We start from the raw sequence: 15,183 nt of genomic DNA on the forward strand, positions 1-15,183 counted from the left end.
CCCTGGTTCGAACCAGGTCCATCCTAACCCAAGGAGGCAGTCCCATGCCCAAGATCTCCGATCCCGCCCCCAAGGCCGCGGCCAAGGCCCCGGCGCGCATGTCGAAAAAGGACCCTCTCACCAAGGAACAGCTCCACGCCGTCGACGCCTGGTGGCGTGCCGCCAACTACCTGTCCGCCTGCCAGCTCTATCTGCTGGACAACCCCCTGCTTCGGGAGCCTCTTCAGCTCTCCCACATCAAGCAGAACATCGTGGGCCACTGGGGCACCTGTCCGGGACAGAACTTTATCTACACCCACCTGAACCGGGCCATCGTCAAATATGATCTGGATATGATCTACATCTGCGGCCCCGGCCACGGCGGCAACGCCATCGTTGCCCAAGACTATCTGGACGGCTCTTACAGCGAGGTGTACCCCAACATCAGCCAGGACACCTCCGGCATGAAGCGGCTGTTCCGCCAGTTCTCCTTCCCCGGCGGCATCCCCTGCCACACCGGTCCGGAGACCCCCGGCTCCATCAATGAGGGTGGGGAACTGGGCTACTCCCTGGCCCACGCCTTCGGCGCCGTCATGGACAACCCCAGCCTCATCGCCGCCTGCGTGGTGGGCGACGGCGAGGCGGAGACCGCGCCCCTGGCCGCCGCCTGGCACTCCAACAAATTCCTCAATCCCATCACCGACGGAGCTGTGCTGCCCATCCTCAATCTGAACGGCTTCAAGGTGTCCAACCCCACTGTTTTTTCCCGCATCTCCCATGAGGAGCTAGAGATGTTCTTCAAGGGCTGTGGCTGGGAGCCCCGTTTCGTGGAAGGCAGCGAGCCCAAGATCATGCACCAGAAAATGGCCGCCGCCCTGGACTGGGCGGTCCGGGAGATCCAGCGCATCCAGGAGTACGCCCGCACCTCCGGCGACGCTGCCCGGCCCCGCTGGCCCATGATCGTGCTTCGCTCCCCCAAGGGCTGGACCGGTCCCAAAGAGGTGGACGGCAACCAGGTGGAGGGCAGCTGGCGCTCCCACACCGCCCCCATCCCCGTCCGGGACGGCAAGCCCGGCCGGGTCCAGGAGCTGGAGCGCTGGCTTCGCAGCTATCGGCCCGAGGAGCTTTTCGACGAGCACGGCGCGCCGGTCCCCCTGCTCCAGGAGATAGCCCCCAAGGGCGTTCAGCGCATGGGCGCCAATCCCCACGCCAACGGCGGTCAGCTCCTCCGGGACCTGCGCACCCCCGACTTTCAGGAATACGCTCTGGCCGTCCCCCAGCCCGGCGCTGTGGAGGCCGAGGACATGGCCGCTCTGGGCGGCTATGTCCGTGATCTGATGGAGCAGAATCTGAAGGCCCGGAACTTCCGCATTTTCTCCCCCGACGAGGCGGCCTCCAACCGCCTGTCCCAGGTCTTTGAGGTCACGGGCCGCCGCTGGTCCGATGACATCGACCAGCGCGCCGACTCCTGCCTCTCCCATGACGGCCGGGTCATGGACGCCGCTTTGTCCGAGCACCTGTGCCAGGGCTGGCTGGAGGGCTACCTCCTTACCGGCCGGCACGGCTTCTTCAACAGCTATGAGGCCTTCATCCGCACCGTGGACTCCATGGTGTCCCAGCACGCCAAATGGCTGAAGGTGTGCAGCCAGCTCCCCTGGCGGCCCTCCATCGCCTCGCTGAACTATGTACTGGCCTCCAACGTGTGGCAGCAGGACCACAACGGCTTTACCCACCAGGACCCGGGCTTCCTGGACCATGTGGCCAACAAGAAGGCCGATGTGGTCCGCCTCTACCTGCCCCCCGACGCCAACTGTCTGCTCAGCTGCTTCGACCACTGCATCAAGAGCCGCAACTACATCAACGTCATCATCGCCTCCAAGCTGCCCCGGCCCCAGTGGCTCAGCATGGACCAGGCCATCAAGCACTGCACCCACGGCATCGGCATCTGGCAGTGGGCCTCCAACGACCAGGGCCACGAGCCCGACGCGGTGCTGGCCTGCTGCGGCGACACCCCCACCCTGGAGACTCTGGCCGCCGTCACGATCCTGCGCCACTACCTGCCCGATCTGAAGATCCGGGTCATCAACGTGGTGGACCTGATGAAGCTCCAGCCCCACACCGAGCACCCCCACGGCCTCACCGACGAGGACTATGACGCCCTGTTCACCACCGGCGCCCCCATCATCTTCGCCTTCCACGGCTACCCCACCCTGGTCCACGAGCTGACCTACCGCCGGCACAACAAGAAGCTCCACGTCCGGGGCTACAAGGAGGAGGGTACCATCACCACCCCCTTCGACATGCGGGTACGCAATGACATTGACCGCTTCCACCTGGTCATGGACACGGTGAAGCGGCTGCCCCAGCTGGGCAACAGCGCCTCCTACCTCATCCAGGAAATGAAGGACAAGCTGGTGGAGCACCGGCAGTACATCACCACCCACGGCCAGGACCTGCCCGAGGTCCGGGAGTGGAAATGGAATGACGGCAAAGGGATCTACTGAGGTGCGTTTTGTCCCCAAACGCGACCACTCTTTCCTTGCTTAAAGTCGCAATTCTATGTGTATGAAGCGTGTTGTAAATTTTAGTCTATAGTCTTTCTTATACGATAGCTTGGTGCAAGGCGATGGCTTGTCAAGCCTGCGGCGCGGTACTTTCCAGAGAAGGAAAGTACCCAAAGTTCTCCGGGGCTTCGGCCCCGGACCCCGTGGGGATCCATCAAAGAATATGCAAAATACTGTTCGGCGCGGGCAAAAGACAGGATACTTTTCTGAACTCCGCCCGCTGCCGCTCCAATCTATGAAATTGGTCCCCGCATCCTTTGATTTGATCGCGCCTCTGAGTTAACAATCGCGGGGTGCCCCTGCAAGGATTGCGAGCCTGCCGTTCTGCACCAAGCCTCTGCTGATCCGAGGTACCATCGGGCGGCCCCAGCGGGCTAGGTGGGTAAGAAGCAACTGCTGGCAGTCTTTGCCGCCACCGTGGCGGGCTATATCGCTTATCCCCCGTAAAATCTTCTCCATTTTGCGAAGCAAATGGCGGTGTGAGCGCTCTCATATTTTGCTGGCTGCGATCAGCGCAAGGCCGCCTGCTCTCCCAATGGGGGTCCGGGGGCGGCGCGGATAGCGCAATAAAATTGCGCGTGGCCGCCCCCGGCGATTCTCAAGGTGAATTGCCCCGCAGGGGCAAGAGAAGGCGGCCTGGGCCGTTGGTTTCTTTCTGATCGTTCAGAAAGAAACCCGCTCCGCAGAGCGGAATCCTTTTCAAAACACTCCAACGATAAACTAAAATTTAGCCTGCTGGCTGAGGCGATCAAAAAGCCATTGACCGCCCCTGCCGTCCATGTTATAATGTATTTAACCGCTGGAATGAATCCGGCACCAGGTTTCCAGGCACCCATACGATCGAAGTACAATACCGCGAAGGTATATTCCGTCCAGAAGGACGGAGTCTGCCCTTGCGGTATTTTTTCGAACACATTTACAAGGAGAGGATTCCATGTCAAAACAGAATGATACCACCAAAAACATGGTGCTGGCCGCCCTGATGCTGGCCCTGGCCTACATCCTGCCCAACTTTACCGGCAACATCCCCCAATTCGGCTCCATGCTGCTGCCCATGCACCTGCCGGTCCTTCTGTGCGGCTTCCTGTGCGGCGGGCCCTGGGGCGCCGCCGTGGGCTTCATCGCCCCGCTGATGCGCTCCGCTATTCTGGGAATGCCCCCGCCCTTCCCCACCGCTGTCTCCATGGCCTTTGAACTGGCCGCCTACGGCTTTATGTCCGGCTTCCTGTACCGCCGCTTGCCCAAAACTCTGGGCGGCATCTACGCCTCTCTTATCGGCGCCATGCTCTGCGGCCGGGTAGTCTGGGGCGCGGTCATGTCCGTCCTCCTGCTGAAGGGCCAGGGCTTTACCTTCGCCGCCTTTGTAGCCGGTGCCTTCACCAACGCCATCCCCGGCATTATCCTCCAGCTGGTGGCCATCCCCGTCATCGTCCTGGCCCTCCAGAAGGCCAAGCTGGTCTCTCAGGCGGCGTAAGTTATGGGAACTCTGGCGGAGCTCCTGAAGGAGCATTATGACAACCATCCGGGCATGGAGGTCCGGGACGCCGTGAAATTTCTCTACCAGAGCCACATGGGGCCGGGCCATCTGGTCGATGACGAGGGGGCGGCTCTGGCCCGTCTGAAGGCGGAGTGGGACCAGGTGGAGGCGGATCCCGCCCTCCCCTTGGCCGAGCCTCTGGGGAACGGCCTGTTTCGGTTGAATCTCGTGGCTTGTAAAGCAAAAAGCCTATCCCCCAACACCCTCAACCGTCTCTTTGTGCTGACCGCCCGGGAGACGTTCCCCGACCGATCCGGTCTGGAAAGCGGCCTTGATTTGGTGTACACACTTCCCTTTCCCCGGGACGCGGCGGACGCCTTTCTGGCCCAATACCGGTCCCAGGGCTGCCCGGCAGTGAGCCACAGCGAGGCCTACCGGCGGGCCTTCCGCCCCGCCTACCGGGTGGTGTCAGAATCTTATGTCAATCTGATTCCCATTCTGTCCGCCATTGACCGTGGGATGGCAGAGCAGCCCCGGCTCCGGGTAGCCATCGACGGCCCCTGTGCCTCGGGAAAGTCCACTCTGGGGGCGGCTCTGGCAAAGATCTACCGCTGTCCCCTGGTCCACATGGACGACTTCTTCCTCCGTCCTGAACAGCGGACGGCAGAGCGGCTGGCTCAGCCCGGCGGAAATGTGGACTATGAGCGCTTTGATTGTGAGGTCCTCTCCCCTCTGTGCCGGGGAGAGACGGCCCGCTACCGGCCCTGGCAGTGCCACACCGGAAACTTCGGCCCGGAGATTCGCCTGGGGCCAGCGCCCCTGACGGTGGTAGAGGGCAGTTACGCCCTGCGCTCCGATCTGCGGGACCGCTATCATCTCCGGATCTGGGTGGAGGCCCCCTGGGAGGTTCGGCTTCAGCGGCTGGCCCAGCGGGGCGGCCCCGGGTGCCTGGCCCGCTTTGAGCAGCAGTGGATCCCCATGGAGGACCGCTACTTCCGGGCCTGCCGGGTGAAGGAGTGCTGTCAGTTGATTTATCCGTAAAACAAGGCCCCCGGCTGTGCCGGGGGCCTTGCTTATTCGCATTTACATTGGAATCGTCCGACGGACGGCAATAGGTTCACCAGGGAAGCCAGCTGCCCGCCTCCCGGGCGGCCATCACATCCAGGGCTCCGTCCAGCAGTTCCGCCGCTTCGCCCCGGGTCAGAGAGTCGGACAGCGCCGCGGAGCTGACGCCGCCCGACGGGAGGATACCGGAGGCCGTCAGATTGGCGGCGGCCTGGGCGGCCCAATGGGACTCGCCGCCGGAGAAGAATACCTCAGCGGGCACGTCGGCGATGTTCAGCAGCCGGTCCAGCATCACCGTGGCCTCGCCGCAGGTGACGGGCTGGTCCGCGCCAAAGACGGGCGCGCCGCTGTCATCCCGGGAGCCTTGGATGGTCCCCGCCTTCAGCGCGGCGGAGACGGAGCCCTTGGCCCAGGTGGGGATGGCGCTGTCGTCGGCGAAGCCGGTGAGGGTGACCCCCTCCATGGGCTCCAGTCCGGACACCGCCATGGCCATGGTCAGGAACTGGGCCCGGCTCACCGGCTCGTCCGGTTCAAAGAAGTAGCGGCCGTCCATATACTGGCCCACATAGATCCCCTCTTCCGCCAGGCGGATGGCGGCCTTATGGGCGCTGTGACCCTCCAGATCGGCGTAGGTCACCTTGGTATCCGGCTTTTCGATCCGGACGGTGACCTTGGCCTCGGAGGAGATGTTGCCGGCAGGGTCCACCGCCACATAGGTGAAGGAGTCGCTGCCCGTCTTGTTCTCGTAGGGGGTGTAAACAAACTGGCTGGAGCCGTCCTCGGCCACGGTGACGGCGCCCCGGGCGGGATTGGAGGTCAGCTCGAAGGTGAGGAGATCGCCTTCCCCGTCTACGGCGTCAAAATAGCCGGTGATGGCAATATTCTTGTAGGTGGACAGGTCCATGTTCCGGGCGATGGGGGCCTGATTCTCCTCGGTGAGCAGGTACAGGGTGACGGTGGTGGTCTTACTGTCCTGGCCGGAGGAGAAGGAGGGTGTGAAGGTAAAGGTGGTGGTGGTGACGGTGGGCTTCTGGGACGACTGGAACCGGAGCCCGCCCAGTGCGGTGCTGTCCACCACCGAGCCCACCTCCAGGGGCTGGCCGCCGATGACCAGCGTACCGGCCCCGGGATCGGGCAGCGTGTTGATGGTGATACTGTTCAGGGTGGCCTTGTTGTCGGTGTTGACCACAAAATCTTCCGCCTCAAAGGGGATGATGGCGCCCACCAGTCCGTTTTTGGAGAAGTCGCTCACATAGGGGACGTCCGGATTCCTGTTCCAGAAAAAGGCGGAGGCGGGGGAGATCAGGGTGCAGGCCAAAGCCAGGACCAGCAACGGAGCCAGCCCCCGGCGTAAGGAGAGAGAACGTTTCATGGGATACCTCCATTCATTGAGTAATGTACCCCTAGTGTTCTTTCTTTCCCCCTAAATTATGCGGCGCCCGGTCCGGTTCAGAAGCGCAGCCGCATCTGGTACCAGACAGCCCCGCCGTGGACGGAACGGGAGACCCCCTCGCTGACAAAGCCCAGTCTGGCGTAGTAATCCAGCAGAGCCGCCTTACAGGTCAGCACCAGTCCTTCCCTGCCCTGAGCCCTGGCGTCATGGACGACCCGGCGGAGCAGCTCCATGGCATAGCCCTGACGGCGTGCCTCCGGGATGGTGTTGACCCCGAAGATCATCTGCCAGGCCCCGTCCTCCCGGTGGAGGGATGCGTCCTGATACATCTCGTCCCGCAGGTCCGCCTCGTCGGTGACCATACCGTTGACAAAGCTGACCAGCCGCCCCCGGTCATAGAGGAGCCAGAAGTGGTCCGGATAGACGGCCAGACGTGCCCGGAATTCCTCCCGGGTGGCCGCTTCGGCGGGCGGGAAACAGGCCGCCTCCACCTGGGTCAGTGCTTCCAGATCGGCGGTGGTAGCGGTACGGATCATCACGGCTGCCCCTCCTTACCGCTGGAACATGGGCGAGGACAAGTACCGGTCCCCGGAATCGGGGAGAAGGACCACGATGGTCTTGCCCCGGTTCTCCGGCTCACGGGCCAGCTGCTCCGCCGCCCACAGGGCGGCTCCCGAGGACACGCCGGCCAGGACGCCCTCCGTCAGGACCAGCTGGCGGCCGGCCTCAAAGGCGTTCTCGTCCTTGACCCGGATCACCTGGTCATAGATGGAGCGGTCCAGGGTCTGGGGAATGAAGTTGGCTCCTATGCCCTGAATCTGGTGGGGGCCCGCCTGGCCTCCAGAGAGGAGGGGCGAGGCGTCGGGCTCCACCGCCACCACCCGGACCTTGGGATTTTGCTCCTTGAGGTAGCGGCCGGTGCCTGACAGGGTGCCGCCGGTGCCCACGGTGGCCACAAAGATGTCCACAGCCCCGTCGGTGTCCCGCCAGATTTCAGGTCCGGTGGTGCGGTAGTGGGCCTCCGGGTTGGCGGGGTTGTCAAACTGGCCGGGGATAAAGCTGTCGGGGATGGAGGCGGCCAGTTCCCGAGCCTTGTCCACCGCCCCCTGCATCCCCTGGGCGCCGGGGGTCAGCACCAGCTGGGCCCCGTAGGCCGCCAGCATGGCGCGGCGTTCGGCGCTCATGGTGTCGGGCATGGTGAGGATGACCTTGTAGCCCCGGGCGGCGGCCACACAGGCCAAGCCGATGCCGGTGTTGCCCGAGGTGGGCTCGATGATGGTGGCGCCGGGCTTCAGCAGTCCCCTGGCCTCCGCGTCGGCGATCAGAGACAGGCCCACCCGGTCCTTTGCCGAGCCGGCGGGATTTAGGTACTCCAGCTTAGCCAGCACAGTCGCTGTAAAGTTATGCGCCTTCCCATATCGGTCCAGCCGGAGCAAGGGGGTATTTCCGATCAGTTCTTCTATACTGGTGCAAAAACAGGCCATACGATCCATCGTCCTTTCGAAAAATTCTTTTCGGGAATCAATGGACCTATCATATCCCCCAGGGACCCTTCTGTCAATCCGATTGCAAAAAGGGCAGGAACGGGGTATAATATAAAAATCTCAAAATCTTGAGTCAATGAGGGCGAATCTATGAAAACAGGAATTGTTCTGGAGGGCGGGGCCCTCCGCGCGATCTTTTCCAGCGGCGTGTGCGACGGCCTGCTGGAGGGTAACATCATGCCCGACTACCTGATCGGCGTCTCGGCGGGCATTGCCTACGGGGTGAGTTATCTCTCCCGCCAGCCCAGGCGAAATCTGGAGGTGGTCACCACCTACGCCTCTGACCACCGCTACATGGGGATGAACAATCTGGCGGACAAGAGCAACCGCAGCTATTTTGGACTGAAGTTTGCCTATGATACCATTCCCAATGAGCTGATCCCCTTTGATTACGACGCCTTCGCCGCCTACCCCGGCCAGGTGGAGGCGGTGGTCACCAACCTGAACACCGGGAAGGCGGACTATATGGAAGTGCCCCGGCTGGACCGGAATTCCCAGCTCCTCCAGGCCACCTGCGCCATGCCCCTGATGTTCCCCATCTACCACCTGAACGGTCAGCCCTATCTGGACGGGGGCATCGCCGACTCCATTCCCTGGCGGCGGGCCATGGACCAAGGCTGTGACCGGGTGATGGTGGTCATGACCCACCCCAGGGATTATGTGCGGAAGCAGGAGAGGCTGATGCCCCTGATCCGCAAGACCTACCGGGAGTACCCCAACTTTGTGGCCGCCATGGAGGACCGGGCCCAGCGCTATAACGAGGACCGGGAGCAGATCTTTGATCTGGAGCGCCAGGGCAAGCTGCTTGTCATCGCTCCGGATTCCACCATGGGGGTGTCCCGCACCGAGCGGAACCCGGAGAAACTGCGCCTGCTGTGGGCCAAGGGCTATCAGGCTGCCATGGACCGGATGGAGGAGATCCGGGCCTTTTTCAGCCGCTGACCGTCTCTTCCTTTTCCTCCTCGTCTGTCTGCCGGGACTCCGGGAGACACAGGGACCGGCAGTCCCGGAACAAATTGGGCTGGAGGACGAAGAGGGCCAGTGTGTCCCCCACAATGGTAAAAAAGGCGGCCATCTTCCCGATGGCGGCCTCGTCCTGGTCCTGGGCCAGCAGCACGGACAGGGCCACCGCCAGCACCAACAGCTCCCGGCTGTCACGGTCAAATAAGGAACACAAGAATACCACCCCCGGGTCATCTTATGCGGAGATCCGGCGGGTGGTTTTTCCGCGCCTCCTTTGCCCTTTTCAAACGAAGCCCTGTGTGGTAGGATAAAAGCATCCGGATCAAAGTGAGGAATTTTTATGAAAATCGTTGTTGTGGACGGCCAGGGTGGCCGTCTGGGAAAGCTGCTGGTGGAGGGCATCAAGACCCGTCTGCCCCAGGCCCAGGTCTATGCGCTTGGGACCAACAGCATCGCCACCGCCACCATGCTCAAGGCGGGTGCTGATTTCGGCGCCACGGGAGAAAACCCGGTGATCCGGGGCGTGATGGACGCCGACGCGGTGCTGGGCCCGGTAGGCATCGTGGTTGCCCACGCCATTCTGGGCGAGGTGACCCCCGCCATGGCCGAGGCGGTGGGCGGCTGCCGGGCCAGGAAATTCCTGGTGCCCATGAACAGCTGCGGGGTGGTAGTAGCTGGTGTAAAGGATCAGCCCCTGCCGGTCTATGTGTCCCAGGCTGTGGAGCAGATGGCGGAAGCCTTGGAGAAGGAGTGAGCCATGGAATATCGCAGTATAGAACGGACAGGGGCCCGGCCCTCCCTGCTGGGCTACGGATGTATGCGCTTCCCGTTGGACCGGGAGACCGGGAGCATTGACCAGGCGCGGGCGGAGGCCCTGATCCGCCGGGCCATGGAGGCGGGGATCACCTACTATGACACCGCCTGGCCTTACCACAACGGGGAGAGCGAGCCCTTCTTGGGCCGGGTCCTGTCCCAGTATCCCCGGGACCGCTATTATCTGGCCACCAAGCTGCCCTGCTGGGAGATCACCAGCCGGGAGCAGGCGGCGGAGCTGTTCGAACGGCAGTTGGAGCGGCTGCAGACGGACCATGTGGACTTCTATCTCCTTCACAGTCTGAGCCGCAGGACCTGGAAGCGGATGCTGGAGCTGGACATTCTCTCCCTTCTGGAGGAGTATCAGCGCCAGGGTAGGCTGCGCCGGCTGGGCTTCTCCTTTCATGACGAATATGAAGCCTTTGCGAAGATTCTGAACCACCGGGACTGGGATTTCTGCCAGATCCAGCTGAACTACATGGACACCCACCACCAGGCGGGACTTCAGGGGCTGGAGTTGGCCCGGAGCAAAGGCGTGCCGGTGGTCGTGATGGAACCGGTGAAGGGCGGTTCTCTGGCCCAGCTACCGGAGGAAGTCACGGCGTCCCTGCGGGCCCTGGACCCGGAGGCTTCCGCCGCCTCCTGGGCCATGCGCTGGGTGGCCAGCCAGCCGGGCGTGGCGGTGGTCCTCAGCGGCATGTCCACCCCGGAGCAGTTGGAGGACAACCTGAGTACCTTTTCCCATTTCCGCCCCCTGGATGTGGAAGAAAACCAGGCGGTGGAAGAGACCGCCCGGCTGCTCCGCAGCCGCCTGAGAAACGGCTGCACTGGCTGCCGGTATTGCCTCCCCTGCCCTAAGGGCGTGGATATTCCTAAAAACTTTCAAATTTGGAACAACATGGCCATGTACGGCAACCTCCGTCTGACCAAGCGGGCTTGGCGGGAGCTGGAGCCCGGGGCCAGAGGGGACCAGTGCGTCTCCTGCGGCCGCTGCGAAGAACTGTGCCCCCAGCACATTCCCATCCGGGAGCACCTGGCCCGCCTTACCGGAGAGGTGGAGGGATTTTTGACCCCATAGCCTGCTGTCCAGGCGCTTCGGAGCCCGGCCGCCGCCATTGCATAAAAAACAGCGCCCCTGAACGATGTTCAGGGGCGCTGCCGTATCTCATACCTTACTGCCGTTTAGTCCTCGTCGGCGGCCGCGTCATAGATGGGACGGGAGCCGGTGGTCCCGGCGGCGGGGGCGGAGGCCACCCCGGCGGCGGCACGGAACCGGGCCCGGGACTGCTTGATCTCGTCATAGGCCTCGGCCACAGCCTCCTCGGTGCGGCGCAGGGCGTCCTCGCAGTACTCGTTGGCGGAACGCTTCAGCTCCCGGCTGCGCTCCTCCGCCTGCTGCATCATCTCGTTGGCCCGCTGCTTGGCCTGGAGGGTGATGGTGTCCTCCGCCAGCAGCTGCCGGGCCTTATCCTCCGCGGCCTTGCGGATCGACTCGGCCTCCCGCTTGGCGGAGGCCACCAGTTCGGCCCGGTTGGCCATCATCTTTCTCGCCTCGCTCAGCTCCATGGGGAACTGGCTGCGTATATCGTCGATCAGATCCAGCGCGCGGTCCCGCTCAATGATGCACTTATCATTGGAGAAGGGGGCGTTCTTCGCCTCGTCGATCATTTCAAAGAGCATGTCCAGCAGCTCTTCCACACCGCTTGCCATTGATTACCCTTCCTTTCCCTGCAGTTCTCCCATGCGGCGATTGACGTCGTCTACGATCTCCCGGGGCACAAAGTCCGCCAGGTCAGCCCCGTAGCGCGCCATCTCCTTGACGATGGTGGAACTGAGATATGTATATTTTTCGCTGGAGGCCAGGAACATGGTCTCCAACCGGGGGTTCAGCTTGCGGTTGATGACCGCCATCTGGACCTCCTGCTCGAAATCGGACACCGCCCGCAGTCCCTTGACCACCACATGGGCCCGGCGCCGCTTGGCATAGGCCGCCAGCAGCTCGTCGGAGAAGTCCACTTCCACATTATGGAACCGCTCGGTGGAGCGGCGCAGCAGCTCCACCCGCTCCTCCGGGGTAAACATCCCCTGCTTTTTGGAGTTGACCATCACACAGACGATCAGCTTGTCAAAGCAGGCGGCGGCCCGCTTGATGATGTTCAAATGGCCCAGGGTCACCGGGTCAAAGCTGCCGGGATAGATGGCAATGCTCATGTTCTCTCACTCCCAGCCCGGCGGCAGATCGTCAGCTTGATCTTTCCGTACCGGTACTCTCTCCCCTGTTCATAGGGGAGGGCCAGCGGGGGAAGTTCCCGGTCCGCGGCACTTTCGCAAACCATTATACCATGTTCCCCAAGAATGTCAAACCTTGTGATGGCTTCGATGCTCTTCTCCAGCAGATCCGAATGGTAGGGAGGGTCCAGGAAGATCACGTCAAATTTCTCATGGCAGGAGGCCAGAAAGGACAGCGCATCCCCCTGGACCACGCGGGCGTGCTCGGAAAAACCGCAGGCCTTCACGTTGTCCCGGATCAGGGCCACAGCCTCCCGGCGCTGGTCCACAAAGGTACAGCGCTCTGCCCCCCGGGACAGAGCCTCAATGCCCAGCTGGCCGGTACCGCCGAACAGGTCCAGCACCCGCCGTCCCTCGATCTCAAATTGGATGATATTAAAGATGGACTCCTTCACCTTGTCGGTGGTAGGGCGGGTATCCATCCCCTGGAGTTCCTTTAACCGACGGCCCCGAGCCGTTCCGGAAATCACGCGCATGGTCCTTGATCCTCTCTTTTCATAAGTTTTAAAAGTTGATGGTAAATTTTAGTTTATCTGAGGATTTCGCCAGCGGGCGGACGGGAGTTAGGACGAAGGAGTATTTCGCCCCCGGGCGAGGTACTTTTGTAGAGATACAAAAGTACCCAAAAAATCTCCGGGGCTTCGGCCCCGGTCCCCATGGGGAGCCATCAAAGAATATGCAGAATACTGTTCGGCGCGGGCAAAAGCCAGGATACCTCTCACACCCCCGCCCGCTGCCGCTCTGCAACAGTGAAATTGGTGCCTGCTTCTCCCGACTAAAAGCGCGCCTCTGGGTTAACAATCTCGGGGCGCTTCGCCCATACCTGCCAGCCTTCTCGTTTATGCCAGACTATTTCAAGAACGGGGCACACTCGGGCGGCCCCGGCAGGCCAGGTGGGTAAGAAGCAACTGTTGACAGTCTTTGCCGCCATCGAGGCGGGCTGTATTGCTTATCCCCCCGTAAAATCTTCTCCATTTTGCGAAGCAAAAGGCGGTGTGAGCGCTCTCATATTTTGCTGGCTGCGATCAGCGAAAGGCCGCAGAACTCTTATAATGGGGGTCCGGGGGCGGCGCGGATAGCGCAATGAAATTGCGCGTGGCCGCCCCCGGCGATTCTTTGGTTTCTTTCTGATCGTTCAGAAAGAAACTCGCTCCGCAGAGCGGAATCCTTTCAAAACACTCCAACGGTAAACTAAAATTTACGGTTCTGAATGAAAATACTGATACACCGCCTGGGCTGTATTTTGGGGCACGACCTCCCGAAGCTGCTCCAGAGAGGCGGCCCGGATGGCCTTGACGCTTTTGAAATGCTTCAGCAGCTGTGTGCGGCGGACCTCCCCCACTCCAGGTATTTGGTCCAGAACAGAGGTTTTTACATGTCCCGCCTGGAGCTGGCGGTGGTACTCGATGGCAAAGCGGTGCGTCTCCTCCTGGATCTGGCCAATGAGGGCAAAGACCGCCGGGATGGCCTGGATGCCAATCTCCCGGCCGTCGGGATGGACCAGCGCCCTGGTCCGGTGCCGGTCGTCCTTCACCATGCCGTAGGCCGGGATACTCAGATTCATGGATTCCAGCACCCGGGCGGCCACCTTCACATGCTCATGGCCGCCGTCGATCAGGAGCAGATCGGGTTTGTCGGAAAATTTCTCGTCTCCGTCCAGATACCGGCGGAACCGGCGGGTCAGGACCTGCTCCATGGAAGCGTAGTCGTCTGGGCCCGTCATGTCCTTCAGCTTGAACCGGCGGTAGTCCCGCTTCAGCGGTTTTCCGTCCACATAGACCACCATGGAGGCCACGATGTCGCTGGCCCCCTGGTTGGAGATATCGTAGGATTCCATGCGGCGGGGCGGCTGCTCCAGCCCCAGCATCCGGCCCAGAGCCTCCAGCAGCTTATTCTGCCGCTCCTCCCGGGTGGTGGCCCGCTCCACCTCCTCCCGGGCATTCTGGTTGGCCAGCTTGATCAGGTCCATCTTGGCCCCCCGCTGGGGCGTGACCAGCTCCACCCGGCTCCCCACCTGCTCAGACAGCATCCGGGTCAGGGGCACCTGGTCAGGCAGCTCGCAGGGCAGCAGGATCTGCTTGGGCAGCCGGGTCCGGCCCACATAGTATTCCCGCATCAGGAAGGACAACACCGCTTCCTCGTCCTCCTCCACCGGGGACTCAAAGAGGTCAAAGTCCTTGGCGGCCAGTTCCCCCTCCATATAGTGGAGGACCACAAAGCAGCTCTTGGCCGTCCCCCGGAAAAACCCGGTCACGTCGGTGTCGGCCAGGGACCCGGCGATGACTTTCTGCCGCTTGCCCAGCAGCTCGATAGCCCGCAAGCGGTCCCGAAGCTCCGCGGCTCGCTCGAAGCGCAGCTCCTCCGCTGCCTGCTCCATCTCGGCGGTCAGGTCGGACTGGACCTCCTTGAAGCGGCCTTCCAGCAGAGAGACTGCCTGGAGCATGGCCTGGTCGTGCTGCTCCTTCATCTCGTCGCTGCGGCAGTAGCCGTCGCACTTGCCCATGTGGAAGTTGAGGCAGGGCCGCTCCTTGCCGATGTCCCGGGGGAACTTCTTGTTGCAGGAGGGCAGCCGCAGTGCGGTCCGAAGGGCGTCGATGATGGCCTGGGTGTTGTGGCGGCTGGCGTAGGGGCCGAAGTACCGTGCCCCGTCCTCCGCGGCCTTGCTGGCCAGAGAGAATTTAGGGTATGGCTCGTTGGACAGGCGGATATAGGGGTAACCCTTTCCGTCCTTCAGCAGGATATTATACCGGGGCTGGTGGCGCTTGATGAGAGAACACTCCAGCACCAGCGCCTCAAACTCGCTGTCGGCGATGATGACGTCGAAATGGTCGATCTGGGACACCATGGCCCGCGTCTTCTCCGTGTGGCTGGCCGAGTCCTGGAAGTACTGGGACACCCGGTTTTTCAGCGCCTTGGCCTTGCCCACGTAGATCACCGTATTTTTGGCGTCCTGCATGATATAGACCCCCGGCTTCAGGGGCAGGCTGTGTGCCTTTTCCTTCAGTTCGTCAAAGGTCACGGGACCTCTCCTTCCTCCCGGTTCCGGGGGTAACGTCAAAAAAGGCGCCGCGTTGCGGCGCCTTTTGCTGGTAATCG

13 protein-coding genes and 1 pseudogene are annotated in these 15,183 nt (G+C 62.4%); 6 read left to right on the plus strand and 8 right to left on the minus strand.

Going from position 1 to position 15,183, the window contains the following annotated elements:
- Window positions 1–98: 98 nt before the first annotated feature.
- The 3 genes from I6E39_RS05800 (at window position 99) to I6E39_RS05810 (ending at window position 5,061) form a co-directional block, all read left to right on the plus strand.
- Window positions 99–2,483 carry a phosphoketolase family protein gene (locus I6E39_RS05800; RefSeq protein WP_235380699.1) on the plus strand — a complete coding sequence of 795 codons (2,385 nt, stop codon included), beginning with the start codon at window positions 99–101 and terminating at the stop codon, window positions 2,481–2,483.
- Window positions 2,484–3,477: 994 nt separating this feature from the next.
- Complete coding sequence (locus I6E39_RS05805) at window positions 3,478–4,017, plus strand: ECF transporter S component (RefSeq protein WP_235380664.1); 540 nt, start codon at window positions 3,478–3,480, stop codon at window positions 4,015–4,017.
- A gap of 3 nt (window positions 4,018–4,020) precedes the next feature.
- A complete protein-coding gene (locus I6E39_RS05810; protein ID WP_235380665.1) occupies window positions 4,021–5,061 on the plus strand; it encodes a uridine kinase family protein in 1,041 nt (346 codons plus the stop codon).
- 76 nt (window positions 5,062–5,137) lie between these two features.
- On the opposite strand, the gene I6E39_RS05815 is transcribed toward I6E39_RS05810, so the two are convergent.
- The 3 genes from I6E39_RS05815 to cysK all read right to left on the minus strand — a co-directional run bounded on the left by I6E39_RS05815 (window position 5,138) and on the right by cysK (window position 7,962).
- The gene (locus tag I6E39_RS05815; protein ID WP_235380666.1) at window positions 5,138–6,457 is read right to left on the minus strand and encodes an Ig-like domain-containing protein; all 1,320 of its coding nucleotides are present in this window, start codon (window positions 6,455–6,457) and stop codon (window positions 5,138–5,140) included.
- Between the two features lie 77 nt (window positions 6,458–6,534).
- Complete coding sequence (locus I6E39_RS05820) at window positions 6,535–7,017, minus strand: GNAT family N-acetyltransferase (RefSeq protein ID WP_235380667.1); 483 nt, start codon at window positions 7,015–7,017, stop codon at window positions 6,535–6,537.
- A 12-nt stretch (window positions 7,018–7,029) separates the two neighbouring features.
- Window positions 7,030–7,962 (minus strand): cysteine synthase A, encoded by a 933-nt coding sequence (cysK, locus tag I6E39_RS05825; RefSeq protein WP_235380668.1) that lies wholly within the window; start codon window positions 7,960–7,962, stop codon window positions 7,030–7,032.
- 150 nt (window positions 7,963–8,112) lie between these two features.
- Between cysK and I6E39_RS05830 the strand changes: the two genes are divergently transcribed.
- Entirely contained in the window at window positions 8,113–8,964 is an 852-nt protein-coding gene (locus I6E39_RS05830; protein WP_235380669.1) for a patatin-like phospholipase family protein, read from the plus strand.
- Here I6E39_RS05830 and I6E39_RS05835 read toward each other — a convergent pair.
- Complete coding sequence (locus I6E39_RS05835; protein WP_235380670.1) at window positions 8,954–9,199, minus strand: hypothetical protein; 246 nt, start codon at window positions 9,197–9,199, stop codon at window positions 8,954–8,956. The genes I6E39_RS05830 and I6E39_RS05835 overlap by 11 nt on opposite strands.
- 126 nt (window positions 9,200–9,325) lie before the next feature.
- Between I6E39_RS05835 and I6E39_RS05840 the strand changes: the two genes are divergently transcribed.
- Both I6E39_RS05840 and I6E39_RS05845 read left to right on the plus strand, forming a co-directional pair.
- Entirely contained in the window at window positions 9,326–9,739 is a 414-nt protein-coding gene (locus I6E39_RS05840; protein ID WP_235380671.1) for a DUF3842 family protein, read from the plus strand.
- 3 nt (window positions 9,740–9,742) lie between these two features.
- Window positions 9,743–10,876: an aldo/keto reductase gene (locus I6E39_RS05845; protein WP_235380672.1), complete on the plus strand. Its 1,134-nt coding sequence runs from the start codon at window positions 9,743–9,745 to the stop codon at window positions 10,874–10,876.
- A gap of 104 nt (window positions 10,877–10,980) precedes the next feature.
- Here I6E39_RS05845 and I6E39_RS05850 read toward each other — a convergent pair whose 3' ends face one another.
- The 4 genes and pseudogenes from I6E39_RS05850 to uvrC all read right to left on the minus strand — a co-directional run bounded on the left by I6E39_RS05850 (window position 10,981) and on the right by uvrC (window position 15,106).
- Window positions 10,981–11,508, minus strand: a complete 528-nt coding sequence (locus I6E39_RS05850) for a hypothetical protein (RefSeq protein WP_235380673.1) — start codon at window positions 11,506–11,508, stop codon at window positions 10,981–10,983.
- 3 nt (window positions 11,509–11,511) lie between these two features.
- Window positions 11,512–12,009 (minus strand): pantetheine-phosphate adenylyltransferase, encoded by a 498-nt coding sequence (gene coaD / locus I6E39_RS05855; protein WP_235380674.1) that lies wholly within the window; start codon window positions 12,007–12,009, stop codon window positions 11,512–11,514.
- Window positions 12,006–12,569, minus strand: a pseudogene (gene rsmD / locus I6E39_RS05860) (16S rRNA (guanine(966)-N(2))-methyltransferase RsmD); the annotation flags it as partial. The gene coaD and the pseudogene rsmD, both read right to left, overlap by 4 nt.
- A gap of 716 nt (window positions 12,570–13,285) precedes the next feature.
- Window positions 13,286–15,106, minus strand: coding sequence for an excinuclease ABC subunit UvrC (uvrC, locus tag I6E39_RS05865; RefSeq protein WP_235380676.1), 1,821 nt, complete (start codon window positions 15,104–15,106; stop codon window positions 13,286–13,288).
- Between the last annotated feature and the right edge of the window lie 77 nt (window positions 15,107–15,183).

The sequence above is a fragment of the Pseudoflavonifractor phocaeensis genome, assembly GCF_021531375.1.
Classification (GTDB): Bacteria; Bacillota; Clostridia; order Oscillospirales; family Oscillospiraceae; genus Lawsonibacter; species Lawsonibacter phocaeensis_B.

Bases quoted from the DNA above. Each gene is read 5' to 3' on its own strand.
- cysK (WP_235380668.1), bottom strand. From the start codon at position 7,962: ATGGCCTGTTTTTGCACCAGTATAGAAGAACTGATCGGAAATACCCCC.
- I6E39_RS05815 (WP_235380666.1), bottom strand. From the start codon at position 6,457: ATGAAACGTTCTCTCTCCTTACGCCGGGGGCTGGCTCCGTTGCTGGTC.
- I6E39_RS05800 (WP_235380699.1), top strand. From the start codon at position 99: ATGTCGAAAAAGGACCCTCTCACCAAGGAACAGCTCCACGCCGTCGAC.
- I6E39_RS05830 (WP_235380669.1), top strand. From the start codon at position 8,113: ATGAAAACAGGAATTGTTCTGGAGGGCGGGGCCCTCCGCGCGATCTTT.
- I6E39_RS05805 (WP_235380664.1), top strand. From the start codon at position 3,478: ATGTCAAAACAGAATGATACCACCAAAAACATGGTGCTGGCCGCCCTG.
- I6E39_RS05840 (WP_235380671.1), top strand. From the start codon at position 9,326: ATGAAAATCGTTGTTGTGGACGGCCAGGGTGGCCGTCTGGGAAAGCTG.
- coaD (WP_235380674.1), bottom strand. From the start codon at position 12,009: ATGAGCATTGCCATCTATCCCGGCAGCTTTGACCCGGTGACCCTGGGC.
- I6E39_RS05810 (WP_235380665.1), top strand. From the start codon at position 4,021: ATGGGAACTCTGGCGGAGCTCCTGAAGGAGCATTATGACAACCATCCG.
- I6E39_RS05850 (WP_235380673.1), bottom strand. From the start codon at position 11,508: ATGGCAAGCGGTGTGGAAGAGCTGCTGGACATGCTCTTTGAAATGATC.
- I6E39_RS05845 (WP_235380672.1), top strand. From the start codon at position 9,743: ATGGAATATCGCAGTATAGAACGGACAGGGGCCCGGCCCTCCCTGCTG.